The 24,671-nt window shown below is 71.1% G+C and carries 21 protein-coding genes and 1 pseudogene; 18 read left to right on the top strand and 4 right to left on the bottom strand.

Annotated elements, in window-relative coordinates; all coding sequences use genetic code 11:
- The first annotated feature begins 183 nt into the window (after positions 1-183).
- The 8 genes from IF28_RS0100385 (at position 184) to IF28_RS0100350 (ending at position 8,871) form a co-directional block, all read left to right on the top strand.
- Positions 184-387 carry a cold-shock protein gene (locus IF28_RS0100385; RefSeq protein ID WP_030212004.1) on the top strand — a complete coding sequence of 68 codons (204 nt, stop codon included), beginning with the start codon at positions 184-186 and terminating at the stop codon, positions 385-387.
- Between the two features lie 946 nt (positions 388-1,333).
- Entirely contained in the window at positions 1,334-1,990 is a 657-nt protein-coding gene (gene trhA, locus IF28_RS0100380) for a PAQR family membrane homeostasis protein TrhA (protein WP_234324833.1), read from the top strand.
- Positions 1,991-2,059: 69 nt separating this feature from the next.
- Positions 2,060-2,245: a hypothetical protein gene (locus tag IF28_RS0100375; protein ID WP_030212002.1), complete on the top strand. Its 186-nt coding sequence runs from the start codon at positions 2,060-2,062 to the stop codon at positions 2,243-2,245.
- A 103-nt stretch (positions 2,246-2,348) separates the two neighbouring features.
- Positions 2,349-3,995, top strand: a complete 1,647-nt coding sequence (locus IF28_RS0100370) for a glycoside hydrolase family 27 protein (RefSeq protein ID WP_030212000.1) — start codon at positions 2,349-2,351, stop codon at positions 3,993-3,995.
- Complete coding sequence (locus IF28_RS0100365; protein ID WP_158713629.1) at positions 3,992-4,201, top strand: hypothetical protein; 210 nt, start codon at positions 3,992-3,994, stop codon at positions 4,199-4,201. The genes IF28_RS0100370 and IF28_RS0100365 overlap by 4 nt, the downstream gene beginning before the upstream one ends.
- 396 nt (positions 4,202-4,597) lie before the next feature.
- Positions 4,598-6,811 (top strand): MMPL family transporter, encoded by a 2,214-nt coding sequence (locus IF28_RS0100360; protein ID WP_030211994.1) that lies wholly within the window; start codon positions 4,598-4,600, stop codon positions 6,809-6,811.
- Positions 6,812-6,907: 96 nt separating this feature from the next.
- Positions 6,908-8,140: a sensor histidine kinase gene (locus IF28_RS0100355; protein ID WP_030211992.1), complete on the top strand. Its 1,233-nt coding sequence runs from the start codon at positions 6,908-6,910 to the stop codon at positions 8,138-8,140.
- A complete protein-coding gene (locus IF28_RS0100350; protein WP_030211989.1) occupies positions 8,137-8,871 on the top strand; it encodes a response regulator transcription factor in 735 nt (244 codons plus the stop codon). The genes IF28_RS0100355 and IF28_RS0100350 overlap by 4 nt, the downstream gene beginning before the upstream one ends.
- Before the next feature lie 59 nt (positions 8,872-8,930).
- Here the strand turns inward: IF28_RS0100350 and IF28_RS38440 are convergent.
- A pseudogene (locus IF28_RS38440) lies at positions 8,931-9,387 on the bottom strand (IS5 family transposase); the annotation flags it as partial.
- A gap of 274 nt (positions 9,388-9,661) precedes the next feature.
- On the opposite strand from IF28_RS38440, the gene pcaC reads away from it, so the two are divergent.
- The 5 genes from pcaC (at position 9,662) to IF28_RS0100320 (ending at position 13,837) form a co-directional block, all read left to right on the top strand.
- Entirely contained in the window at positions 9,662-10,957 is a 1,296-nt protein-coding gene (pcaC, locus tag IF28_RS0100340) for a 4-carboxymuconolactone decarboxylase (protein ID WP_030211987.1), read from the top strand.
- A gap of 64 nt (positions 10,958-11,021) precedes the next feature.
- A complete protein-coding gene (locus IF28_RS0100335; RefSeq protein ID WP_030211984.1) occupies positions 11,022-11,657 on the top strand; it encodes an MBL fold metallo-hydrolase in 636 nt (211 codons plus the stop codon).
- A 45-nt stretch (positions 11,658-11,702) separates the two neighbouring features.
- Positions 11,703-12,482, top strand: coding sequence for an exodeoxyribonuclease III (locus IF28_RS0100330; protein WP_030211981.1), 780 nt, complete (start codon positions 11,703-11,705; stop codon positions 12,480-12,482).
- A gap of 60 nt (positions 12,483-12,542) precedes the next feature.
- Positions 12,543-12,950: a DUF6278 family protein gene (locus IF28_RS0100325; protein WP_030211978.1), complete on the top strand. Its 408-nt coding sequence runs from the start codon at positions 12,543-12,545 to the stop codon at positions 12,948-12,950.
- A gap of 143 nt (positions 12,951-13,093) precedes the next feature.
- Positions 13,094-13,837 (top strand): amino acid ABC transporter ATP-binding protein, encoded by a 744-nt coding sequence (locus IF28_RS0100320; RefSeq protein WP_030211973.1) that lies wholly within the window; start codon positions 13,094-13,096, stop codon positions 13,835-13,837.
- 271 nt (positions 13,838-14,108) lie between these two features.
- Here IF28_RS0100320 and IF28_RS0100315 read toward each other — a convergent pair whose 3' ends face one another.
- Positions 14,109-14,864 (bottom strand): hypothetical protein, encoded by a 756-nt coding sequence (locus IF28_RS0100315; RefSeq protein ID WP_030211970.1) that lies wholly within the window; start codon positions 14,862-14,864, stop codon positions 14,109-14,111.
- A 153-nt stretch (positions 14,865-15,017) separates the two neighbouring features.
- On the opposite strand from IF28_RS0100315, the gene ggt reads away from it, so the two are divergent.
- Positions 15,018-16,820 carry a gamma-glutamyltransferase gene (gene ggt / locus IF28_RS0100310; RefSeq protein WP_030211967.1) on the top strand — a complete coding sequence of 601 codons (1,803 nt, stop codon included), beginning with the start codon at positions 15,018-15,020 and terminating at the stop codon, positions 16,818-16,820.
- Here ggt and IF28_RS0100305 read toward each other — a convergent pair.
- Positions 16,817-19,351 (bottom strand): ATP-dependent Clp protease ATP-binding subunit, encoded by a 2,535-nt coding sequence (locus tag IF28_RS0100305; RefSeq protein WP_030211965.1) that lies wholly within the window; start codon positions 19,349-19,351, stop codon positions 16,817-16,819. The two genes, ggt and IF28_RS0100305, sit on opposite strands and share 4 nt — an antisense overlap.
- Positions 19,352-19,825: 474 nt before the next feature.
- Positions 19,826-20,596, bottom strand: coding sequence for a type I methionyl aminopeptidase (map, locus tag IF28_RS0100300; protein ID WP_030211964.1), 771 nt, complete (start codon positions 20,594-20,596; stop codon positions 19,826-19,828).
- Positions 20,597-20,629: 33 nt separating this feature from the next.
- Here map and IF28_RS0100295 point away from each other — a divergent pair, with 33 nt between their 5' ends.
- The 4 genes from IF28_RS0100295 (at position 20,630) to hydA (ending at position 24,665) form a co-directional block, all read left to right on the top strand.
- Complete coding sequence (locus tag IF28_RS0100295; RefSeq protein ID WP_030211962.1) at positions 20,630-20,899, top strand: helix-turn-helix domain-containing protein; 270 nt, start codon at positions 20,630-20,632, stop codon at positions 20,897-20,899.
- Between the two features lie 156 nt (positions 20,900-21,055).
- Entirely contained in the window at positions 21,056-21,898 is an 843-nt protein-coding gene (locus tag IF28_RS0100290; protein ID WP_030211956.1) for a nitrilase-related carbon-nitrogen hydrolase, read from the top strand.
- Complete coding sequence (locus tag IF28_RS0100285; protein WP_030211953.1) at positions 21,895-23,181, top strand: aspartate aminotransferase family protein; 1,287 nt, start codon at positions 21,895-21,897, stop codon at positions 23,179-23,181. The genes IF28_RS0100290 and IF28_RS0100285 overlap by 4 nt, the downstream gene beginning before the upstream one ends.
- 80 nt (positions 23,182-23,261) lie before the next feature.
- Positions 23,262-24,665: a dihydropyrimidinase gene (gene hydA, locus IF28_RS0100280; RefSeq protein WP_030211950.1), complete on the top strand. Its 1,404-nt coding sequence runs from the start codon at positions 23,262-23,264 to the stop codon at positions 24,663-24,665.
- Positions 24,666-24,671: the final 6 nt, after the last annotated feature.

Raw genomic sequence — 24,671 nt, 5'->3', positions numbered from 1 at the left:
TCGTTTCCTGTGGTGACGCGGCGTGTGGGCGTGTAGCGTCTGCGTCAGCTGTCATGGTTCGGAACTCCCCTTGCCCACGCCTTCGGTGTGGGCGTTTTGCTGTGCTGTGCCGCAGGGACCAGGGCGATCACCTCGGCCTTCCACATGGAGTGGGAGGCGTTCATCGACTGGAAGGCATCAGACATGGCAACGGGAACTGTGAAGTGGTTCAACGCGGAGAAGGGTTTCGGTTTCATCGCCCAGGACGGCGGCGGCCCGGATGTCTTCGCGCACTACTCCGCGATCAACTCCACGGGATTTCGTGAGCTCCAGGAGGGCCAGGCCGTGACGTTCGACGTCACCCAGGGCCAGAAGGGTCCGCAGGCCGAGAACATCACCCCGGCCTGACCTCACGGAGCCGCTCGAGGGATCACGCACACTGCGTCCGGTGAGCGCCGCCCGGTGGGCTTTGCCGCCCACCGGGCGAAACGCCCGCTCTCGTGCAGGGCGTGCACAGGATCAGGGGCCGCGCAGCCATCGCTGCGCGGCCCCTGATCTGTTGAGGCGGGTGTGACCTCGGCCGAACTTCCTGACCTGCTTCGAGCGTCGTCCGGTGCGGGCGCCATGCCCTGTGCCTCTGCGCGCGCGGCTCGGAGCAGTAGAGAACGCAGCACCTGAGCCTTCATGTTGACGGGTAGCAGGTACGCGGTGCCCGACGACCTCCACAGGTCCGACCAGAAGCGTTCTCCTGCCTCGGTAGGGGCTGGCAGCGCTGCCAGCAGCCCGAGGAGATGGCCGGTGGCCGCGTAACCATCGGATGGGCGGCTGCGACGGCTGCGATGCCGGCGACGCCCTCCACATCGAGCCGGCCGGCCTCGAGATGCGGAGCCAGGTGCAGTTGGTGTTCCAACAACTGGTCTGCGAGGGCGGTGGATACGTGGGGGCGGACCTCAGGAAGCATCGGCGATCCTTGCGCGTAGGCGAGCGAGATGTCCGTTCGGAAGCCCTGATCTTTCCCATGGCCGGCCGTTTTGCTCGGCTTCGGCAGGCCCGATCGGCGGGAGGGTCAACGGGACCGGAGTTCACGCGGTGGAGAGTCGGCCGGCCCCGGCGAGGCTCTGGGGTTCTGGACCGACCTCCCATGAATGCCTGCCGGAGTGAGGTCTTTTAGCATTACCGCATTGCTGCCAGTGACGCCCAGTCGCCCTAGGGAGAACGAGAAGCAGTGTCCCGTGATGCCGCTGAAGTCGAATACGGTCACGCCGCCTCAGCGCGTGGAGAGCGCCGTGAAGGCGGGCTACCCGACGGATCGCAAGGCGGACACGCAGGGGAGAAGGCTCACTCGGTCTCCGCCCTGGCGGAGTGGGCGGCAGACCTCGCCGACCCGATCAAGCCCAAATTGCGTGGCTGGCTCCATGCCGGAATGGTCCCCGCCGCACTGATCGCGGGCGTCGTACTCGTCTGCCTGGCCCCTACTCCGCAGGCAGTCCTGGCCTGCGCCGTGTATTCGGTCACCGCCTTGTTGCTGTTCGCAACGAGCGCCGTCTACCACCGTGGCACCTGGGGACCACTGGGCGAGGCTCTTCTACGACGACTCGACCACGCCAACATCTTCCTGATCATCGCCGGCACCTGCACCCCCCTGGCCGTGTTCCTCCTGCGGCCCGAACAGCGTTCCATGCTGCTGTGGATCGTATGGACCGGGGCATTGGCCGGCATCGTGTTCCGGGTCCTGTGGGTCGGAGCTCCGCGATGGCTGTACACCCCGTGTTACCTGGCCCTGGGGTGGGCGCCGGTGCGCTACCTGCCCGACTTCCTGCACACCGGCGGAGCAGCCGTAGTCGTCCTGATCGTTGTCGGCGGTCTCCTCTACAGCGCGGGCGCGGTCGTCTACGCCCTGCAGCGGCCCGACCCCTCACCCCGCTGGTTCGGCTACCACGAGGTCTTCCACGCCCTGACCGTGGCAGCCTTCACCGCGCACTACATCGCCATCTCCCTGGCCACCTACTGAGGGCGCGGCGACGAATACTGCGCGCTCGCCGCTGATACTTCCTCCAACTTCCCCCACCTCCGAGGATTGGTGGCGAAGGGCCTGTTCCACCTGCTCGTCACCGGTGTGGTGGTCCTGACCGCAGTCTCCCTTCTCGCACAAGTCGTGCGCCGCTTCGAAATGTTCGAAGCGGCTGGTGCGGAGTCGGTGCGCCTCAGCCTTGCTCCCTTGCTGATCACGCGACACATCCTGTTCCTTCAGGAGGTGTTGACATGACCGGACGCCTCTCTAGTATCCGTGGGGCATCTGAAGTTTCCGAACGCTAATCGAAATTTCGAACTTCTCCTCTCCTCTCTCTTTCCTGCCGAAGGAGTTCCGGGTGCCCAGACGATCAGGCGGACGACTGTTCCGCCTCCTCACGGCCGCCGTGCTGACGGTGACCGCGTCCGTGACGGCCTCAGCGCAGTCCACCGCCACGGCCGCGCCGGGCAGTCCGGCGCTCACCCCACCGCTGGGGTGGAACAGCTGGAACAGCTTCGGGTGCGGAATCACCGAGGCCCAGGTCCGCCAGGCCGCCGACGCGATGGTGTCCTCGGGCATGCGGGACGCCGGCTACCGGTACGTGGTGGTCGACGACTGCTGGTTCGACCCGCAGCGTGACGCGCAGGGCAACCTGCGGGCCAACCCGACGAAGTTCCCGAGCGGGATGAAGGCCCTCGGGGACTACATCCACAGCAAGGGCCTGAAGTTCGGCATCTACCAGGTGCCGGGCGAGCGCACCTGCGCGCAGACCGTGGGCACTTACCCGGGCGCCACGGGCAGCAGGGGCCACGAGGTCCAGGACGCCGCCACGTTCGCCACATGGGGGGTCGACTACCTCAAGTACGACTGGTGTTCCTCGAGCGGCACGCGTGACGAGCAGGTCGCGCGGTTCAAGCTGATGCGTGATGCCCTGCGCGCCACCGGTCGGCCGATCGTCTACAGCATCAACCCCAACAGCTTCCACGCCATCACGGGGTCCACGTACAACTGGGGCGAGGTCGCCGACCTGTGGCGGACGACCGAGGACCTGCTCGACATCTGGCAGAACGGCAACACCAACAGCTACCCGATGGGCGTCGGCAACGTCCTGGACGTCAATGCGCCGCTGGCCGCACAGTCCGGCCCGGGGCACTGGAACGACCCCGACATGCTGGTCGTCGGCCGCCCCGGCCTGCCGCTGACCGAGTCCCGCTCCCACTTCGCCCTGTGGGCGCTGATGAGTGCCCCGCTGATGGCCGGCAACGACATCCGCACGATGTCCGCCGACGTCAGCGCGATCCTGCGCAACCCGCGCCTGCTGGCGGTGAACCAGGACTCCCAGGGCGCGGGCGGACGCAGGGTGCGCGACGACGGCACCATCGAGGTGTTCGCCAAGCCCCTGGCGGACGGTTCGGTCGCGGTGGGGCTGTTCAACCGGGGCGAGAGCGCGGCGACGGTCACCACGACGGCCGCCCAGATCGGCCTGAGCGGAGGATCGTTCACCCTCACCGACCTGTGGACCGGCGGCACGTCGAGCACGTCCGGGCAGATCTCGGCGAGCGTCCCCGCGCACGGCGTCGCCGCGTACCGGGTGAGCGGCGGCAGCCCGCTGGCCGCCACCACCTCACGCCTGCGGGGCAACGCCTCCGGCCGCTGCGTGGACGTGGACAACGCCTCCACGGCCGCCGGCGCCGCGACTCTGCTGTGGGACTGCCACACGGCCGCCAACCAGCTGTGGACCACATGGGCGGGCGGCGAGATCCGCGTCTACGGCGACAAGTGCCTGGACGCCTACAACCAGGGCACCACGAACGGCACCCGTGTCATCACCTGGCCCTGCAACGGCCAGAACAACCAGAAGTGGACCGTCGGCTCCGACGGCTCGATCCGCAACGTCCGCTCCGGACTGTGCCTCGACGCCAACGGGGCTGGCACCGCCAACGGGACCCCGCTGGTGCTGTGGACCTGCAACGGCCAGGCCAACCAGAAGTGGACCCGCGCGTGAGCGACACGGCGCTGGGTCATGGCCGGAGCGACAACACCCCGGCCACGGCCTCCCGCACGGCTGCCGCATCCGCCGGCACGGCCGCCCCCGGCTCCGGCTGCGGCGGGACCCGGGGCGTCGGTACATCGGCGTCCAGGCCGGCCACCCACACCGGCAACACCTCCCCGCCGAGCACCCGCACCCTGCACGGCAGCGCCTGCGGCTGAGCGCCGTGCCCTCCCGGGAGATCTCCGGGCGGGCACGGTCCCGGCTCAGGACGTCGTGCCCGTCACCGTGGTTCCCGACGCGGTCGCTGCCGCGCGCCGGCATGGGTGTACTCCCGGAAGGACAGAGAGACGGGGGAAGGCGGCACCGGCGGACGGAGACGCGCGACCCTTGCCGTCCGGACGCTGCGGCGGGATGACCGCCGGTGCCGATCTCAGGGTTGAGGAACTCAACCCCGCGACCTGAGGCCGACCCGCTCTCGTCCCCGGGTGGGACCCGCGGAGGGCGTAGTACTGCGGATTCAGTACCGCGCAGTGTCGGCAGCCGGACGACGACAGGACACCCCCCTCTTCAGCAGTCTGGAGGCACCTTCGAAACCCGGATGTGGAGACCTCCCCGTGGCTGCTTTTCTGTATCGAATGGGCCGCTTGGCCTTCAGGCGACGCTGGACCGTCGCCCTTGTCTGGGCCGCCGTGCTGGCCGCCGTAGGACTCGCCGGCATGACCGCGCCGGAGGCGGAGGAGGAACCCTTCTCCATGCCGGGGATCGAATCGCAGGAAGCCTTCGACCTGATGGAGGAGCGGTTCCCCGGCGCCGCCGCCGACGGCGCGACCGCCCGCGTCGTCTTCGTCTCGCCGAACGGCGAGAAGGTCACCGCCACCGAGAACAAGAAGGCCGTCGAGGCCGCGATAGCCGAACTCGGGGACGGCACGCAGGTCGCGAGCACCGTCGACCCGTACGAGTCCGGCGCGGTCAGCGAGGACGGCTCCACCGCGTACACGACCGTGACCTACGAGGTCGACGCCTCCGGACTCACCGACGCCAGCCGCAGCCACCTGGACGAGTCGCTCGAGCACGCCCGTGACTCCGGGCTCACCGTCGAGGCGGGCGGCGACGCCATGGAGGACACGGGCGGACCCAGCGGCGCCGCCGAGGCGATCGGCATCTCCGTCGCCGCCGTCGTCCTGCTGATCACCTTCGGCTCACTGGCCGCCGCCGGACTCCCGCTGCTCACCGCGCTCATCGGCGTCGGCATCAGCCTGTTCGCCATCACGGCCCTGGCCGGTCCGCTGGGTTTGACCGACACCACCAGCACCCTGGCGATCATGCTGGGCCTGGCCGTCGGCATCGACTACGCCCTGTTCATCGTCTCCCGCTACCGCGAGGAGCGCACCAAGGGGCGGACGCCCCAGGAGGCCGTCGCCCTCGCCACCGGCACCGCGGGCTCCGCCGTGGTCTTCGCCGGGCTCACCGTCGTCATCGCGCTCGCCGGTCTCTCCGTCGTCGGCATCCCGATGCTCACCGAGATGGGCCTGGGCGCGGCGGGCGCGGTCGTCGTCGGCGTCCTCATCGCGCTGACCCTGGTCCCGGCCGTGCTCGGCTTCTGGCCCAACGCCGTACTGACCCGCAAGGACCGCAAGGCCCGCCGAGCGGGCGGTACGCCGCGGGAGACGCGCAAGGTCAACGGCGGCACCCGCTGGGCGAGTTTCGTACTGCGCCGCCCGCTGCCCGTGCTGCTCGCCGCCGTCGCCGGCCTCGGCGCCCTGGCGCTGCCGATGACCGACCTCCAGCTCGGTATGCCCGGCGACGAGGCCAAGTCCACGGAGACCACCCAGCGGCGGGCCTACGATGCGCTCGCCGAGGGCTTCGGGCCCGGCTTCAACGGACCACTGACCGTGGTCGTGGACGCCAAGGACGCCGACGATCCGAAGGCCGCGGCCGAGACCGTCTCCGAGCGAATCGGCGGCACCGAGGGCGTGGTGTCGGTGTCCCCGGCCCAGTTCAACGAATCCGGTGACACGGCCGTCTTCTCCGTCGTCCCCACCACCGCGCCGACCGACCAGGAGACCAAGGATCTGGTCAACACCGTCCGCGGCGACCGGCCCGGCATCGAGTCCGAGGCCGGGGCGACCTTCGAGGTCACCGGCACCACCGCGATGAACATCGACATCTCCGAGAAGGTGCAGTCCGCGCTGGTGCCGTACCTGCTCGTGGTGGTCGGGCTCGCCGTGATCCTGCTGCTGGTGGTCTTCCGCTCGATCCTGGTCCCGTTGAAGGCGGCCGCCGGCTTCCTGCTCTCGGTGCTCGCCTCGCTCGGCGCGGTGGTCGTGGTCTTCCAGCAGGGCCACGGCGCCGACCTGCTGGGCGTGGAGACCACCGGCCCCATCATGAGCCTGATGCCGATCTTCCTGGTGGGCATCGTCTTCGGCCTCGCCATGGACTACGAGGTCTTCCTGGTCTCGCGGATGCGCGAGGCGTACGTCCACGGCGAGCGGCCCGCCCAGGCCGTGACCTCCGGGTTCCAGCACAGCGCCCGGGTCGTCGTGGCCGCCGCGCTGATCATGATCGCGGTGTTCTCCGGGTTCATCGGGGAGAGCGACGCCATGATCAAGATGATCGGCTTCGGTCTCGCCTCGGCCGTCCTGCTCGACGCCTTCGTGGTCCGGATGGCGATCGTCCCGGCCGTCCTCGCCCTGCTCGGCGAGCGGGCCTGGTGGCTGCCGAAGTGGCTGGACCGGATCCTGCCCCGGGTCGATGTGGAGGGCGAGGCGCTGACCCGCCCGACCGAGCCCGAGGCGGAACCGGCCGAGAAGGACCTCGCCCGCGCCTGACCGGGTGCGCAGGAGCCGCCCGAGGTCGTCCCAGCGACCCGGGCGGCTTCGCATCGTCCACCATGGATGCCAGTCCCCTCATCGAGAGAGCCGACCATGAGCAGCAGCCTGGAGCGCTACACCGAGCGCGTGGAGCAGTACGCGTCGCGCTTCCCGCGCTTCCTGGACGTGATGGTGGTGCTGGCCCTCATCGGCTGCGCCTCCTTCGGCACCCAGCTCAGCCTCCCCGGCGTCAACAGCCCGGACACGGGGAAGTCGCTGGAGATCATGCTCGGCCTGTCCTGCTTCGTCCTGCTGAAGTGCCGCACCCACACCCGCACGGTCGTGGTCGTGGTCGCCGGGGTCACCATCGCCGCGATCGCGCGCGGCTACCTGCTCACCCCGATGCTGCTGGCCCCGCTGCTCGCCGCGATGTACTGGCTGGCCGTCCTGTGCGACCGCCGGACCGTGCACCTGTACGCGCTCGCCGTCACGGTGGCCCTGCTGACCGTGAACCTGTTCTCCGACGGCATGCGCGACCTCTCCCCGGTCCTGACCGTGGTCGGCCCGGTGTTCTGGATGGCCCTGCCGCTCGTCGGCGGCAGCCTGGCCCGGCTGCGCGGCGACTACCTGGAAGCGGTCAAGGCCCGCGCCGAGCACGCCGAACGCACCCGGGAGGAGGAGGCCCGGCTGCGGGTCACCGAGGAGCGCATGCGCATCGCCCGCGAGCTGCACGACGTCGTAGCCCACCACCTGGCCCTCGCCAACGCCCAGGCCGGCACCGCCGCCCACCTCTCGCGCAGCGACCCCGAGCAGAGCCGGAAGATCCTCGACGACCTCACCGGCACCACCTCCTCGGCGCTGCGCGAGCTCAAGGCCACCCTGGGCCTGCTGCGCCAGGACGACCGGCCCAAGGGCGAGGGCCTGGAACCGGCGCCGGGGCTCGCCCGCCTTCCCGAGCTGATCGACTCCTACCGCACGGCGGGCCTGGAAGTCGTCGTCCACCAGGAGGGCGTGCGCCGCCCGCTGACGCCGGGCGTGGACCTGACCGCGTACCGGATCGTGCAGGAAGCCCTCACCAACGTCGCCAAGCACGCCCTCGAACGCGCCGCCCACGTCAGCTTCACCTACGCCGACTCCCGGCTGCTCATCACCGTCAGCAACGACGGTCCGGCCACCGCCACCGCCGTCAACGGGACGTCCGGCGGCTTCGGGCTGCGGGGCATGCGGGAGCGCGCCCAGTCCATCGGTGGCGACCTGTGCGCGGGCCCCCGCCCCGAGGGTGGCTTCGAGGTCACCACCGCGCTGCCGCTGCAACCGGCCGCCGCCGTCGAAGGAGAGTCTCCATGACCGTGAAGGTGCTGCTCGCGGACGACCAGGCCCTGCTGCGGGCCACGTTCCGCATCCTGATCAACTCCTGTCCGGACATGGAGGTCGTCGGGGAGGCGTCCGACGGGGCGGAGGCGCTGGAGCTGGCCCGTACCCACCACCCGGACGTGTTGCTCATGGACATCCGCATGCCCGGGACGGACGGCCTGTCCGGCACCGCGGCGATCTGCGCCGATCCGGAGCTGGCGACCACCCGCGTGCTGATCCTTACCACCTTCGAGACCGAGGACTACGTCGCCCAGGCGCTGAGAGCCGGGGCCAGCGGCTTCCTCGGCAAGGACGTCACCGCGGACGCCCTGCTGGCCGGCATCCGCACGGTGGCCTCCGGGGAGGCGCTGCTCTCCCCCGGCGCCACCCGCACCCTGATCACCCGCTTCCTCACCTCCCCGGCCCCCGGCACCCACCTGGTGCCCCCGGAACGGCTCGCCTACCTCACCGGACGGGAACGGCAAGTGATGGCGCTGGCGGCCGAGGGCAGGTCCAACGCGGAGATCGCCGAGCTGCTGGTGGTCAGCCCGCTGACGGCACGGACGCACATCCACCGCGCGATGACGAAGCTCAACGCCCGCGACCGGGCACAGCTCGTCGTCATCGCGTACCAGACGGGCATGGTCCGGGCGGGAGGGGCGAACGGGCCCCCGCCGCGGAATAGGAATTCCAACGGAACGAGAACCGGCGCCAAGAGGTCCTGACAAAGGCGTTGGACGTGGCGGTGGGTGATGAGGCAGGAGGCGAGGCCGAGGAAGGCTTCGCCGGTCAGCGACACCGCGAGTGGAATGCCCTGGGCGTCGGTGAGGACGTGGTGCTTGCTGCCCGGCCGTGCGCGGTCGACCGGGCGGGGCCCACATCTGGGCCCCGCCGGGCCGCCCTGCGTGGGAGGAGTCGATCACCGCCCGCGACCAGTCCGGCTACTTCGCGGCCCGCAGCTTCTGCAGCAGCACCAGATGCAGTTGCTCCCACACCCCGGCCTCGTTCCACGCGGCAAGGTGCCGCCAGCACGTCATGCCCGAGCCGAAGCCCGGCTCCTGGGGCAGGTACTCCCACTGGATGCCGGTGCGCAGCACGAACAGGATCCCGCACAGCGCCTGCCGGTCCGGCCCCCGAGGTCTGCCCTCCACCGGCTTCGGACCTGGCTCGGGCAGCAACGGCTCGATCAGCGACCACAGTTCATCCGACACGATCCACGGCCGCGACTCACGCTTCGCCACCACGGAACCAACGAGCGATCAAGCCGAAACTCACATGATCAACAGCCACTTCTTGTGGTCCGGTGACGGCCAGTCACAGACTGCTGGAAACGGCTACGCCACGACCCGCGCACCCGGGCGTACTACGAACGCCGCGCCCAGGAGGGCAAGGCCCGACGCGAGATCGTCCGATGCCTCGAGCGATATGCCGCCCGCGAGGTCTTCAACCTGGTCGGACCGGTTTCCCGCGCCCCGCGTTATAGAAGCGTCCGTGAGACGTGAGAGGGTCTGGGGCGTGAGCGAGACACCACCCAACACCCTGCAATACCGCTTTGACGGGCCGGAAGACGCTCCGGTGCTGATCCTGGGTCCCTCACTGGGTACCACATGGCACATGTGGGACCGGCAGGTCCCCGAGCTGACCAGACAGTGGCGTGTGTTCCGGTTCGATCTGCCGGGGCACGGAGGCGCCCCCGCGCATCCCGCCGGCTCGGTCGGCGAGCTGACCGGGCGGCTGCTCGCCACGCTCGAGGGGCTCGGCGTACAGCGGTTCGGGTATGCCGGGTGTGCGCTCGGGGGTGCCGTCGGGATCGAGCTGGCGCTGCGTCACCCCGAGCGCCTCGCGTCATTGGCGCTGCTCGCCGCCTCGCCCCGCTTCGGTACGGCGGACGAGTTCCGCCGGCGCGGGGTGGTCGTACGGACCAACGGACTCGACCCCATCGCCCGCTCCGCGCCCGAGCGCTGGTTCACCGGCGGCTTCGCCGCCGCGCAGCCCGCGATCACCGAGTGGGCCGTGCAGATGGTGCGTACCACCGACCCCGGCTGCTACATCGCCGCCTGTGAGGCACTGGCCTCGTTCGACGCGCGGGCCGGGCTCGGCAGCGTCGGGGTGCCGACGCTGGTGCTGGTCGGCTCCGAGGACCAGGTCACCGGCCCCGCCGAGGCCCGTACGCTGGTCGCCGGGATCCCGGACGCGCGGCTCGCCGTCGTACCCGGAGCCTCCCACCTGGTGCCGGTGGAGCAGCCGGCCGCCGTCACCGACCTGCTGGTACGGCACTTCTCGACGGCCTGGCAGCCCGCCTACGACACCGCCACCGGCCAGACCGCGCTGCCCGCCGCGATGGTGCAGCCGGTGCTCGCCGCCCCGCCGCAGCCCGCGCCCGTCGCCGAGATCGCCCCGGCCGTCCCGGCGCAGGGGACACACACCGCGTCCGACCCGTACGACACCGGGCTCAAGGTCCGCCGTGAGGTGCTGGGGGACGCGCACGTCGACCGGATCCTGGCCGAGGCCGACGACTTCTCGGGCGACTTCCAGGAGCTCGTCACCCGCTACGCCTGGGGCGAGGTCTGGGACCGGCCCGGACTCGACCGGCGCACCCGCAGCTGTGTCACCCTCACCGCCCTCGTCGCCGGCGGTCATCTGGACGACCTCGCCCTCCACACCCGGGCCGCGCTGCGCAACGGTCTCACCCCGGACGAGATCAAGGAGGTGCTGCTCCAGGCCGCCGTCTACTGCGGCATCCCGGCGGCGAACGCCGCGTTCCGGGTGGCCCAGCGGGTCGTCCGCGAGGAGACCACGCCCCAGGAGTAGGCCGGGCACGAGGAGCGGGCCGCGTCCCGCGCGGGCGCACAGGCGTGCGAGGCAGGATGGAAGCATGAAGCTCACGAAGAAGTCGCACGCCTGCGTCCGTCTCGAGAAGGACGGCCGCGTCCTCGTCCTCGACCCCGGGATGTTCAGCGAACAGGACGCGGCCCTCGGCGCGGACGCCGTCCTGATCACGCACGAGCACCCCGACCACTTCGACGAGAACCGGCTGCGGGCCGCCCTGGAGGCCAACCCGGCCGCCGAGATCTGGACCCTGAGGTCGGTCGCGGAACAGCTCTCCGCGGCCTTCCCGGGCCGGGTGCACACCGTCGGCCACGGCGACACCTTCACCGCCGCCGGCTTCGACGTCCAGGTCCACGGCGAACTCCACGCGGTGATCCACCCGGACATCCCGCGCGTCACCAACGTCGGCTACCTCGTCGACGACGGCAAGCTCTTCCACCCCGGCGACGCGCTCACCGTCCCCGACCGGCCGGTCGAGACGCTGATGCTGCCCGTCATGGCCCCCTGGAACAAGATCTCCGAGGTCATCGACTACGTCCGCGAGCTGAAGCCGCGGCGCGCCTACGACATCCACGACGCCCTCCTCACCGACCTCGCCCGCCCGGTCTACGACCGCCAGATCGGCACCCTCGGCGGCGCCGAGCACCTGCGGCTCGCACCGGGCGGCTCCGCCGAGCTGTGAGCCGGCGGGCGGGCGTTGTCAGAGGTGCCGGGTAGGTTGGGGAACATGCGCATCGCGACCTGGAACGTGAACTCGATCACCGCCCGCCTGCCGAGGCTCCTGGCCTGGCTGGAGAGCAGCGGCACGGACGTACTGTGCCTCCAGGAGGCCAAGGTCGCCGAGGAGCAGTTCCCGGTCGAACAGCTGCGCGAGCTGGGCTATGAGTCGGCCGTGCACGCCACCGGCCGGTGGAACGGCGTGGCGGTGCTCTCCCGCGTCGGCCTCGCGGACGTCGTCAAGGGCCTGCCGGGCGATCCCGGCTACGACGGCTCCGTGGAGCCCCGCGCCGTCGCCGCGACCTGCGGATCCGTGCGCGTCTGGTCGGTGTACGTGCCGAACGGCCGCGAGGTGGACCACCCGCACTACGCGTACAAGCTCCAGTGGCTGGAGGCCCTGAAGGCCGCCGTCGCCGGTGACGCCGCGGGCGGCCGCCCGTTCGCGGTCCTCGGGGACTACAACATCGCGCCGGCCGACGACGACGTCTACGACCGGGCCGCCTTCGAGGGCGCCACGCATGTCACGCCCGCCGAGCGCGCCGCCCTCGCCTCGCTGCGCGAGTCCGGCCTCTCCGACGTCGTCCCGCGCCCCCTCAAGTACGACCACCCGTACACGTACTGGGACTACCGCCAGCTCTGCTTCCCCAAGAACCGGGGCATGCGCATCGACCTGGTGTACGGCAACGAGCCCTTCGCGAAGGCCGTCAAGGACTCCTACGTGGACCGCGAGGAGCGCAAGGGCAAGGGCGCCTCCGACCACGCGCCGGTCGTCGTCGACCTCGAGGTGTAGCCGCCCGCCGACCCTGCGCGCCTGTGGTGCACATGGCGGTACGAATGACAGGCTGGTGGGATGAACATCCCCTTCCTGGGCAACCGGCGCCGGAAAGCGGGGGTTCCCGACCCCGAGGGCATCGCGGAACTCCTCGCCGAGTGCGAACTCCTGCGCTCCCAGGCATACCGGGAGGGTGTCCGACTCGACGACTCCCAGGCCTCGTTGGAGGCGCTGGACCAGCTGGTGCCACGCTGGCGGGACGACGAGGAGACCTCGAACTGGCTGGGCAACGACGCGGGACTGTACCTCGGCACCGTCATCGTGCGTACCGTCGCGGGGGCGGCGTGGGAGATCCGGGCCGACGGCCAGCCGGTCGTACGGCTCACCTCCGGCCGGGAGTTCGACGTCGTGGACGCCGGACACGAATGGGCGGCCAACGGAGTGCCCGAACTGTCGCAGCTGTACGCGGAGGTCGCGGAGGCGTGAAGCCCCGGCCGGCGTGAAGTCCTGGCCCACGGCTCGGTGTTAATACGGCTAATGACCGAAGAGTGCGTGTCGCGCCAATGCGGTGATCTTGCCTGGATACCTTGCGGCGACCACCACACGGCCGAGAACGAGTAGGGGTGGGTATGGCCGGCGAACCGCTGATCGAACTGCGTGACGTCAACAAGTACTTCGGGGACCTCCATGTCCTCCAGGACATCGGGCTCACCGTGGGCCGGGGCGAGGTGGTCGTGGTCATCGGCCCGTCGGGGTCGGGGAAGTCGACGCTGTGCCGGGCGATCAACCGCCTGGAGACCGTCCAGTCCGGCACGATCCTGCTCGACGGACAGCCGCTCCCGGACGAGGGCAAGGCGCTGGCGCGGCTGCGCGCCGATGTCGGCATGGTCTTCCAGTCGTTCAACCTCTTCGCGCACCGGACCGTGCTGCAGAACGTCTCGCTGGGCCAGGTCAAGGTCCGCGGACGCAAGAAGGAGGACGCCGACCGGCGCTCCCGGGAACTCCTCGACCGCGTCGGCGTCGCCGACCAGGCCGACAAGTACCCGGCGCAGCTCTCGGGCGGCCAGCAGCAGCGGGTGGCGATCGCGCGGGCGCTGGCGATGGAGCCCAAGGCGATGCTCTTCGACGAGCCGACCTCCGCACTGGACCCGGAGATGATCAACGAGGTCCTGGAGGTCATGCGGCAACTGGCCGAGGAGGGCATGACCATGATCGTGGTCACGCACGAGATGGGCTTCGCCCGCTCCGCCGCCCACCGGGTGGTCTTCATGGCCGACGGCCGGATCGTCGAGGACCGCGCACCCGACGAGTTCTTCGGCAACCCCAGCAGCGACCGGGCCAAGGACTTCCTGTCCAAGATCCTCAAGCACTGACCGGGGTGACGCCCGTAGACGTGCCCGCCCCGACCTCGACTAGGATGGTCCCTTCTTCCCGGCGGGGGAGGGGACCTCGTTCCAGGAGCGGGGACACCGCCACCGGGAGGGGCCCACCGCTCCGAGTCCACGGGGCGGCGGATCACATCGGCCAGTCCCGTCCGGCGGCAGCCGCAGATCACTGCTCGCGCGGCGGTGCGACCCGGACCACGGGCCGTCCGCCGGTGAGGAGAAGGTCAGCTGCGCGCCGGGCGGGTGGTGCTGAACGGGGTCAGTCCGCCCGGTGACTGCCCCGCGCCGCCGGAGCCGGCAGCGGCGTCTGCGCCGCCCTCGTCACATCCCCGACCAGCTCGACCACATCGGGGCCGTAGGCCTGCGAGTTGATCACCTTCAGCAGCAGTACGAAGGAGTTCGAGCCGTGCTTGCGGGCGAGCCGCTCGTGGTTGCGGGCGAGATAGCGGGTCGCGGCCTGGTTGGTGATCGCCCGCTGGCCGCAGAACAGGAACACCGGCCGGGTCTCGCGCCGTTCACCGGCGGTCAGCCGGGCCAGCAGGACGTACTCGGTGACACCCGGATCCATGCGGTAGCGCTCGGGACCTATCTGGAAGGCGCCCCGGTCCGGGCCCGGTTCCGGATCGACGTTGACCCGCACCCCCGGCAGCATGGCCGCCATATGGGCCACCATCCGCCGGTTCGACCCCGGCCCGCCCACACAGAACTCGGTCCGTTCGCCGAATCCCTGGTGGGCCGCGTCCTGGGTGACCACCTGGGCGTGCGCCCCGCAGTCCTTGATCAGCGCGGAGAGCTCGAGCAGCGCGAACACGTCGAAACGGTGCACGGCCGGTTCCGCCGTCGCCGGATCGCGGTTGACGACGAGCAGGGACTCGGAGTTCTCGGGCATCCCGAAGAACGTCTGCTTGCGGCGGAGCTTGCGCTTCCACAGGTAGGTACGGGCGATCCAGCCCAGCGCGGCACTGATGCCGGCGGCCACCACGCCCAGAACGATGTTGCGCACGTCGTCACTCATGGGCGCGCATGCTAGCGGTCCCCCGCAAACCCGTGTTCGAGAGGCAGCCCGCGAAGGGCGCCCGGAACGGCCGTACGGCACACCCTCCGGCCTCCCTGACGCGGGCGGGGCGACGAACTAGGCTGCGCGGACAGCCGTTTACCGGAGGTGCGGATGCGTCGCCCAGTAGCACGGAATCTCGCGGTCCTGGCGGTCGGTGCCGCCGTCCTGTCGGTGGGAGCCGCGGCCCCGCCCGCCCAGCACGACGAACGCTCCCGGTACACCCCGAAGGTGCCCGTGGCGGTCGGCCACGGCGGCGCGGTCTCCAGCGTCGACGCCGACGCGTCCGCCGCTGGCATCGAGGTGCTGCGAAAGGGCGGCAACGCCGTCGACGCCGCCGTCGCCACGGCCGCCGCGCTCGGCGTCACCGAGCCGTATTCGGCCGGTGTCGGTGGAGGCGGCTACTTCGTCCACTACGACGCCCGGTCCCGCACCGTGCACACCATCGACGGCCGCGAGACGGCCCCGCTGACCGCCGACTCCGGACTCTTCCTCGAGAACGGCGCACCGCTCCCGTTCGCCGAGGCCGTCAGCAGCGGACTCGGCGTCGGCACCCCCGGTACCCCCGCCACCTGGCAGCGCGCGCTCGACAGTTGGGGCAGGCGCGACCTGGCGACGGTCCTCGAGCCCGCCGAACGCCTCGCCCGCGACGGCTTCACCGTCGACGAGACCTTCCGCGCGCAGACCGCCGCCAACGAGACCCGCTTCCGCTACTTCCCCGACACCGCCGAGCTGTTCCTCCCGGGCGGCGAACTCCCCGCCGTGGGCTCCACCTTCAAGAACCCCGATCTGGCCCGCACCTACAAGGAGCTGCGCCGCGAGGGCGTCGACGCCGTGTACCGGGGCGACATCGGCCGGGAGATCGTACGGACCGTCAACAGGCCACCCGTGGACCCGGATTCCGGCTGGACCGCCCGGCCCGGCGAACTGTCCGCGCGTGATCTCGCCGCATACCGCGCCAAGACGCAACCACCCACCAGGACTTCGTACCGCGGCCTGGACGTCTACTCCATCGCACCCTCCTCCTCCGGCGGCACCACGGTCGGCGAGGCCCTCAACATCCTGGAGCGCACCGGCCTCTCGAAGGCGAGCGACGTCCAGTACCTGCACCGCTCCATCGAGGCCAGCCGGATCGCGTTCGCGGACCGGGGGCGCTGGGTCGGCGACCCCGCCTTCGAGGACGTACCGACGGGGGAACTGCTCTCACAGCGGTTCGCCGACTCGCGCGCGTGCCTCATCCAGGACGACGCCGTCCTGACCAGCCCCCTCGCCCCCGGTGACCCGCGCCACCCCCGCCCCTGCGCCACGGACGGCAAGGCCGCCCCGACGACGTACGAGGGGGAGAACACCACCCATCTCACCACCGCCGACCGGTGGGGCAACGTCGTCGCCTACACGCTCACCATCGAGCAGACCGGCGGCAGCGGCATCACCGTGCCCGGCCGCGGATTCCTGCTCAACAACGAGCTGACCGACTTCTCCTTCGCCCCCGCGAACCCGGCCGTGCACGACCCGAACCTGCCCGGCCCCGGCAAGCGGCCCCGGTCGTCGATCGCACCGACGATCGTGCTCGACCGGCACGACCGGCCCGTGGTGGCGCTCGGCTCGCCCGGCGGCTCCACCATCATCACCACCGTCCTGCAGACCCTCACCGGGTTCCTCGACCGCGGACTGCCCCTGGTCGACGCGATCGCCGCACCGCGCGCCAGCCAGCGCAACACCGCGCAGACCGACCTCGAACCCGGGCTGTACGACAGCGAGTTGCGGCAGCGCCTCGAGGCCATCGGGCACTCGTTCCGGGAGAACCCGGAGATCGGCGCGGCCACGGCCGTCCAGCGGCTGCCGGACGGAAGATGGCTCGCGGCGGCGGAGAAGGTCCGCCGGGGCGGCGGCTCCGCGATGGTCGTCCGGCCCTAATCGGACGCGGGCGCCGGTGTCTCCCGGGTGAGGAACGCCAGGCGCCCGTTCTCCGTGTCCACCGTCACCCGGTCGCCCTCCTGGATGCGGCCGTCCAGCAGCAGCCGGGACAGCTGGTTGTCCACCTCCCGCTGGATGGTGCGGCGCAGCGGCCGGGCGCCGTACTCGGGCTGGTGGCCGCGCTCGGCGAGCCAGTCCACGGCCGCGTCGGTGAAGTCGACCGCGATGCCCCGGCCCTTCAGGCCGCGCCGGGTGCTCTCCAGCAGCAGGTCGGTGATCCGCCGCAGCTCCTCGGCGGTCAGCTGGCGGAACACCACGATCTCGTCGATCCGGTTCAGGAACTCGGGCCGGAAGTGCTCCCGCAGCGGCCGCAGGATCTGCTCCCGGCGTGCCTCCTCGTCCGCGTCCGCGCCGCCGGACGCGAACCCCAGGGTCGCGCCGCGCCGCGTGATCGCCTCGGAGCCGAGGTTGCTGGTCATCACGATCACGGCGTTGGTGAAGTCCACCGTCCGGCCTTGCGAGTCGGTCAGCCGGCCGTCGTCGAGGACCTGGAGCAGGATGTTGAAGACGTCCGGGTGCGCCTTCTCCACCTCGTCGAGGAGCAGCAGCGAGTACGGATGCCGGCGCACCACCTCGGTCAGCTGCCCGGCCTCCTCGTGCCCCACATAGCCGGGCGGGGCGCCGACGAGCCGGCTGACCGTGTGCCGCTCCTGGTACTCGCTCATGTCGAGGCGCACCATCCGGTCCTCGCTGCCGAACAGCACCTCGGCGAGCGCCCGCGCCAGCTCCGTCTTGCCGACGCCCGTCGGGCCGAGGAACAGGAAGCTGCCGATCGGCCGGTCGGGGCTGGCGAGCCCCGCGCGGGAGCGCAGTACGGCGTCCGATACGACCCGTACGGCCTCGTCCTGGCCGACGACACGCTGGTGCAGATGCTGCTCCAGGCCCAGCAGCCGGTCCTTCTCCTCCTCGGTGAGGCGGCTGACGGGGATGCCCGTCTGCCGGGCCACCACCTCGGCGATCGACTCGGAGTCCACCCACAGGCTCTGGCCCTCGTCGACCTCGTCCTCGCCACCGGTCTGGGCGATCCGCTGCCTCAGCTCCACGATGCGGTCCCGCAGCTGGGTGGCCTGCTCGTACTGCTCGTCGGCGACCGCCTGGTCCTTGTCGCAGGTCAGCTGCTCGACCTCGCGCTCCAGGGCCCGTACGTCCGTGCCCTTGGTCCTGGCCCGCAGCCGTACCCGGGCGCCGGCCTGGTCGATCAGGTCGATGGCCTTGTCCGGCAGGCGGCGGTCGCTGAGATAGCGGTCGGACAGCTCCACGGCCGCGAGCAGGGCCTCGTCGGTGTAGCGGACCTGGTGGTGCGCCTCGTAGCGGTCCCGCAGGCCGCGCAGGATCTCGACCGCGTCGGCGGGTGTCGGCTCCGGCACCATGATCGGCTGGAAGCGGCGGGCCAGCGCGGCGTCCTTCTCGATCCGGCGGTACTCCTCGAGGGTGGTCGCGCCCACGATGTGCAGTTCGCCGCGGGCCAGGGCCGGCTTGAGGATGTTGCCGGCGTCCATCGAGCCGCCCTCGCCTCCGCCTCCGGCGCCGACGACGGTGTGCAGCTCGTCGATGAAGATGATCAGCTGGTCGGAATGGGTGCGGATCTCCTCGACGATGTTGGTCATCCGCTCCTCGAAGTCGCCCCGGTAGCGGGTGCCGGCGACCACGGCCGTCAGGTCGAGGGCGATCACGCGCCGTCCGAGCAGTATGTCGGGTACGTCGCCCTCCGCGATCCGCTGGGCGAGCCCCTCCACGACGGCGGTCTTGCCGACGCCGGCGTCGCCGATCAGCACGGGGTTGTTCTTGCCGCGCCGGGAGAGCACCTCGACGGTCTGCTCGATCTCGTCGTCGCGTCCGATCACCGGGTCGATACGGCCCTCGCGGGCGAGCGCGGTGAGGTCGCGGCCGTACTTGTCGAGGGTGGGGGTGTTGGTCGCGGGGCGGGGGCGTTCGGTGCGGGTCTGCTGGGCCGACTCGGGGGCCTCCGGGGGGCCGGTGGGGGCGAAGCGGGCCGCGTTGAGGATGTGTCCCGCGGCCGAGTCGGGGTTGGCGGCGAGGGCGGTGAGCACGTGCTCGGGGCCGATGTAGCCCGCGCCGGACGCCCTGGCCATCTCGTGCGCGTCCAGCAGGGCGCGCTTGACGGCCGGGGTGAGGGAGAGCGAGGTCGGGGGAGGGGCCTCGCCGGGGCCGTGCTGTACGGGGCCGGAGCGGTCGTCGATCTGGGACGCCAGGGAGTCGGGGTCCGCGCCGGAGCGGGTGAGCAGGCTCCGGGTGGGTTCGGCGGAGAGGGCGGCGCGCAGGAGGTGCTGGGTGTCGAGGTCGCGGCTGCCGTGTTCGGCGGCGTACTGGGCGGCGCCGCGGACCAGTTCCCGGGCGGGCTGGCTGAGGAGTCGGCCAATGTCGATCTGGCGGGGGCGTTGGCCGCCGAAGAATCGGGCGAGGAATTCTGCGAAGGGGTCGCCCTCCGGGCCGACGAAGTCGCTCGTCATCGTCATCCGTTCCTTCGCTGGGTCGGCGTGCCGGGGGCGGGTAACCGGTGGGGGCGGGCTCATGCCCACGATGACACGAACTTTTTGGGCGGGCATGTCCAGGTTGGGGGGGCGCGCCTTCTTGTGCGGCTGGGCCCCCGGGGCCCTTCGGCACCGGGGGCCGGGTTCGCTCCGGCAGGGGCGCGTCCGGCGCTTGCGGGGCGCCGCGCGTCGGTGTGGGGCGGGGGGTGTTCGCGCGGCCCGGCGCCTGCCGGGTGCCGTCGCGCCCACCCGTGCCGCCCCAGCGGCACGACTGCCCGCGGCGGCGGAAGCGTTGGGCGGGGGGTGTTCGCGCGGCCCGGCGCTCGCGGGGTGCCGTCGCGCCCACCCGTGCCGCCCCAGCGGCACGACTGCCCGCGGCGGCGGAAGCGTGGGGTGGGGGCGACGCCCCTGGCGGGGCGATTGCTTGGGGAGGGTCGGGACCCGGCGTGTTGGTCAGGGGCGGGCCGTGAGGATTCGGGGGCCTGAGTCCGTGATCGCCACCGTGTGTTCCACGTGGGCCGCCCGGGTCGCGTCGTTGGTGCGGAGGGTCCAGCCGTCCGGGGCCGTGTGGTAGGTGTCCGTGCCGCCCGAGATGAGCATGGGCTCGATCGCCAGGCACATGCCGTGGCGCAGCGGCATGCCCCGGCCGGGGCGGCCCTCGTTCGGGACGCCCGGGTCCTCGTGCATGCGGCGGCCGATGCCGTGGCCGCCGAAGTCCTCCATGATGCCGTAGCCCCCGCTGCGGCACACCGTGCCGATCGCGTGCGCGATGTCGCCGATGCGGTTGCCGACGACGGCCGCCTCGATGCCCGCCGCGAGCGCCCGCTCGGCCGTCTCGATCAGCCGTACGTCGGCCGGATGCGGCGTACCCACGATGAAACTGATCGCCGAGTCCCCGGCCCAGCCGCCCAGTTGGGCACCGCAGTCGATGGAGACCAGGTCCCCGTCGCGCAGCCGGTAGCCGTCCGGGATGCCGTGCACGATCGCGTCGTTCACGGAGGCGCAGATCACCGCCGGAAACGGCGTCGACGCGAACGAGGGCCGGTAGTTCAGGAAGGGCGAGGTCGCGCCCGCCCCCCGCAGCACGCCCCGCGCCACCTCGTCCAGCTCCAGCAGGGAAACGCCCACGTCGGCGGCGTCCCGCACGGCCGTCAGCGCGCTCGCGACGACCTGCCCCGCCTCGTACATGGCATCGATCGATGTGTCGGTCTTCAGCTCCACCATGCCAATTACTATACCGGTATTAGAATGGGTGCCATGGTGCGCACCCCCCTGACCCCCGAAGAGCGCGAACGCGGCGAGCGGCTCGGCAGACTGCTGCGCGAGGCGCGCGGCGGCCGCAGCATGACCGAGATCGCGGCGGACGCCGGCATCTCCGCCGAGACCCTCCGCAAGATCGAGACGGGGCGGGCCCCGACCCCCGCCTTCTTCACGGTCGCCGCGCTGGCCGGCGCGCTCGGCCTGTCCATGGACGACCTCGTGGGACGCTGCGCGGAGGCGGCCCCGGCGGAGCGGGCCGCGGCCTGAGTCCGGCGGGCTCACCCACCGGAGTGCTGAAAGCCGTTCGCTTCAGCGGGTTCACGGCGATGGTCTTGGCAAGTCCGCCCCGGAGGCTTACGTTCGTCCCTCTACGGCCGTTTCTACGGGCGTAGAGGCTCTGACGTCGTGTCGAAGGAGCAGCTCATGGCCAACGTCGTACGCGCCGCTCTGGTTCAGGCCACCTGGACCGGTGACACCGAGTCCATGCTGGCGAAACACGAGGAGCACGCCCGGGAGGCGGCCCGCCGGGGCGCCAAGGTCATCGGGTTCCAGGAGGTGTTCAACGCCCCCTACTTCTGCCAGGTCCAGGACCCCGAGCACTACCGCTGGGCCGAGCCCGTGCCCGACGGGCCGACCGTCCGCCGGATGCGGGAGCTGGCCCGCGAGACCGGCATGGTGATCGTCGTACCGGTGTTCGAGGTCGAGCAGTCCGGCTTCTACTACAACACCGCCGCCGTGATCGACGCCGACGGCACCGTCCTCGGCAAGTACCGCAAGCATCACATCCCCCAGGTCGAGGGCTTCTGGGAGAAGTTCTACTTCCGGCCCGGCAACCTCGGCTGGCCGGTCTTCGAGACCGCCGTTGGCAAGGTCGGCGTCTACATCTGCTACGACCGCCACTTCCCCGAGGGCTGGCGCCAACTCGGCATCAATGGCGCCCAGTTGGTGTACAACCCGTCCGCCACCCACCGCGGCCTCTCGTCCCACCTGTGGCGGCTGGAACAGCCGGCGGCGGCCGTCGCCAACGAGTACTTCATCGCGGCGATCAACCGGGTGGGCCAGGAGGAGTACGGCGACAACGACTTCTACGGCACCTCGTACTTCGTCGACCCGCGCGGTCAGTTCGTCGGCGACGTCGCCAGCGACAGCAAGGAGGAACTCGTGGTCCGCGACCTGGACTTCGGCCTCATCGAAGAGGTGCGGCAGCAGTGGGCGTTCTACCGCGACCGCCGCCCCGACGCCTACGAGGGACTGGTGCGGCCGTGACCGACGACCTGCTGGGCCGCCACCGCTCCGTGCTCCCCGACTGGCTCGCCCTCTACTACGACAAGCCGCTGGAGATCACCCACGGCGAGGGCCGCCATGTCTGGGACTCCGACGGCAACCGCTACCTGGACTTCTTCGGCGGGATCCTCACCACGATGACCGCCCACGCCCTGCCCGAGGTCACCAAGGCGGTGAGCGAACAGGCCGGGCGGATCGTCCACTCCTCCACCCTCTACCTCAACCGGCCGATGGTGGAACTCGCCGAGCGCATCGCGAAGTTGAGCGGCATCCCGGACGCCCGGGTGTTCTTCACCACCTCCGGCACCGAGGCCAACGACACCGCGCTGATGCTCGCCACCAGCTACCGGCGCAGCAACACGGTCCTGGCGATGCGCAACAGCTACCACGGCCGCTCCTTCAGCTCCGTCGGCATCACCGGCAACCGCGGCTGGTCCCCGACCTCGCTCTCCCCGCTCCAGACGCTCTACGTCCACGGCGGTGTGCGCACCCGGGGCCCGTTCGCCGCGCTCGACGACTACGACTTCGTCGCGGCCTGCGTCGACGACCTGAAGGACCTCCTCGGCCACACCCGCCCGCCCGCCGCGCTGATCGCCGAACCGATCCAGGGCGTCGGCGGCTTCACCTCGCCGCCGGACGGACTGTACGCGGCCTTCCGCGAGGTGCTGCGGGAACACGGCGTCCTGTGGATCGCCGACGAGGTGCAGACCGGCTGGGGCCGCACCGGCGAGCACTTCTGGGGCTGGCAGGCGCACAGCCGCAGCGGGCCGCCCGACATGCTCACCTTCGCCAAGGGCATCGGCAACGGCATGTCCATCGGCGGGGTCGTCGCCCGCGCCGAGGTCATGAACTGCCTGGACGCCAACAGCATTTCGACGTTCGGCGGCACCCAGATCACCATGGCTGCGGGCCTCGCCAACCTCAACTACCTGCTGGAACACGACCTCCAGGGCAACGCCCGCCGGGTCGGCGGCCTGCTCATCGAGCGGCTGCGGGCCGCCGCCGCCCAGGTCCCCGCCGTACGCGAGGTGCGCGGGCGCGGACTGATGATCGGTATCGAACTCGCCAGGCCGGGCACCGACGAGGCCGACCCGGCGGCCGCGTCCGCCGTCCTCGAAGCGGCCCGCGAGGGCGGCCTGCTCATCGGCAAGGGCGGCGGCCACGACACCAGCGCCCTGCGCGTCGCCCCGCCGCTGTCCCTCAGCGTCGCGGAGGCCGAGGAAGGCGCCGCGATCCTCGAACGCGCCTTGCGCGGCCCGTCCTAGCAGCCGCTCCGGCCCGCCCCGCGGAGCGTGCCGCAGCACCCGGCTCGCCGCGCTCATCAAGCTCGTAGAGAGGGAGCACCATGAGCAGCCGTACCGTCATCCGTGGTGGCCTGGTCATCACCGCCTCCGACGAGATCCACGCCGACGTCCTGATCGAGGACGGCCGTATCGCCGCCCTCGCCGCCTCCGCCACCCCGGCCGCCGACGCCTTCACCGCCGACCGGACCATCGACGCCACCGGCAAGTACGTCATCCCGGGCGGGGTCGACGCCCACACCCACATGGAGCTGCCGTTCGGCGGCACCTTCGCCTCCGACACCTTCGAGACCGGCACCCGGGCCGCCGCCTGGGGCGGCACCACGACCGTCGTCGACTTCGCCGTACAGACCGTCGGACAGTCCCTGCGCCAGGGACTGGACACCTGGCACGCCAAGGCCGAGGGCACCTGCGCCATCGACTACGGCTTCCACATGATCGTCTCGGACGTGAACCAGGAGACGCTCAAGGAGATGGACCTGCTGGTGGAGGAAGGCGTCACCTCCTTCAAGCAGTTCATGGCCTACCCCGGTGTCTTCTACTCCGACGACGGCCAGATCCTGCGCGCCATGCAGCGTTCCGCCGAGAACGGCGGGCTGATCATGATGCACGCCGAGAACGGCATCGCCATCGACGTGCTCGTCGAACAGGCCCTCGCCCGCGGCGAGACCGACCCCCGCTTCCACGGCGAGGTCCGCAAGGCCCTTCTGGAGGCCGAGGCCACCCACCGTGCCATCCGGCTCGCCCAGGTCGCCGGCGCCCCGCTGTACGTCGTGCACGTCTCCGCGACGGAGGCGGTCGCCGAGCTGACCCGGGCCCGCGACGAGGGCCTGAACGTCTTCGGCGAGACCTGCCCGCAGTACCTGTTCCTGTCCACCGACAACCTCGCCGAGCCGGACTTCGAGGGCGCCAAGTACGTGTGCAGCACCCCGCTCAGGCCGAAGGAGCACCAGGCCGCGCTGTGGCGGGGGCTGCGCACCAACGACCTCCAAGTGGTCTCCACCGACCACTGCCCGTTCTGCTTCACGGGCCAGAAGGACCTCGGCCGGGGCGACTTCTCCAAGATCCCCAACGGTCTCCCGGGCGTCGAGAACCGCATGGACCTGCTCCACCAGGCCGTCGTCGACGGGCACATCTCCCGCCGCCGCTGGATCGAGGTCGCCTGCGCCACCCCGGCCCGGATGTTCGGCCTGTACCCGAAGAAGGGCACCATCGCGCCCGGCGCGGACGCCGACGTCGTCGTCTACGACCCGGCCGCCGAACAGGTCATGTCCGCCGGCACCCACCACATGAACGTCGACTACTCGGCGTACGAGGGCAGACGGGTCACCGGACGCGTCGAGACCGTCCTCTCGCGTGGTGTCCCCGTCATCACCGACCGGGAGTACACCGGGCGGGCCGGGCACGGTGTCTACACCCCGCGGTCCACCTGTCAGTACCTCACCTAGGAGAGT

The sequence above is a fragment of the Streptomyces sp. NRRL WC-3626 genome, assembly GCF_000718785.1.
In the GTDB taxonomy this organism is placed as follows: Bacteria; Actinomycetota; Actinomycetes; order Streptomycetales; family Streptomycetaceae; genus Streptomyces; species Streptomyces edwardsiae.
The sequence above is the reverse complement of the archived record's forward strand: the minus strand, read 5'-3'. Positions and strand labels throughout refer to the sequence as shown.

Excerpts from the sequence above, each read along its gene's own strand:
- IF28_RS0100385 (WP_030212004.1), top strand. The coding sequence starts at position 184 with ATGGCAACGGGAACTGTGAAGTGGTTCAACGCGGAGAAGGGTTTCGGT.
- IF28_RS0100355 (WP_030211992.1), top strand. The coding sequence starts at position 6,908 with ATGAGCAGCAGCCTGGAGCGCTACACCGAGCGCGTGGAGCAGTACGCG.
- IF28_RS0100350 (WP_030211989.1), top strand. The coding sequence starts at position 8,137 with ATGACCGTGAAGGTGCTGCTCGCGGACGACCAGGCCCTGCTGCGGGCC.
- IF28_RS0100335 (WP_030211984.1), top strand. The coding sequence starts at position 11,022 with ATGAAGCTCACGAAGAAGTCGCACGCCTGCGTCCGTCTCGAGAAGGAC.
- IF28_RS0100330 (WP_030211981.1), top strand. The coding sequence starts at position 11,703 with ATGCGCATCGCGACCTGGAACGTGAACTCGATCACCGCCCGCCTGCCG.
- IF28_RS0100325 (WP_030211978.1), top strand. The coding sequence starts at position 12,543 with ATGAACATCCCCTTCCTGGGCAACCGGCGCCGGAAAGCGGGGGTTCCC.
- IF28_RS0100320 (WP_030211973.1), top strand. The coding sequence starts at position 13,094 with ATGGCCGGCGAACCGCTGATCGAACTGCGTGACGTCAACAAGTACTTC.
- IF28_RS0100315 (WP_030211970.1), bottom strand. The coding sequence starts at position 14,864 with ATGAGTGACGACGTGCGCAACATCGTTCTGGGCGTGGTGGCCGCCGGC.
- ggt (WP_030211967.1), top strand. The coding sequence starts at position 15,018 with ATGCGTCGCCCAGTAGCACGGAATCTCGCGGTCCTGGCGGTCGGTGCC.
- IF28_RS0100305 (WP_030211965.1), bottom strand. The coding sequence starts at position 19,351 with ATGACGAGCGACTTCGTCGGCCCGGAGGGCGACCCCTTCGCAGAATTC.
- map (WP_030211964.1), bottom strand. The coding sequence starts at position 20,596 with ATGGTGGAGCTGAAGACCGACACATCGATCGATGCCATGTACGAGGCG.
- IF28_RS0100295 (WP_030211962.1), top strand. The coding sequence starts at position 20,630 with ATGGTGCGCACCCCCCTGACCCCCGAAGAGCGCGAACGCGGCGAGCGG.
- IF28_RS0100290 (WP_030211956.1), top strand. The coding sequence starts at position 21,056 with ATGGCCAACGTCGTACGCGCCGCTCTGGTTCAGGCCACCTGGACCGGT.
- hydA (WP_030211950.1), top strand. The coding sequence starts at position 23,262 with ATGAGCAGCCGTACCGTCATCCGTGGTGGCCTGGTCATCACCGCCTCC.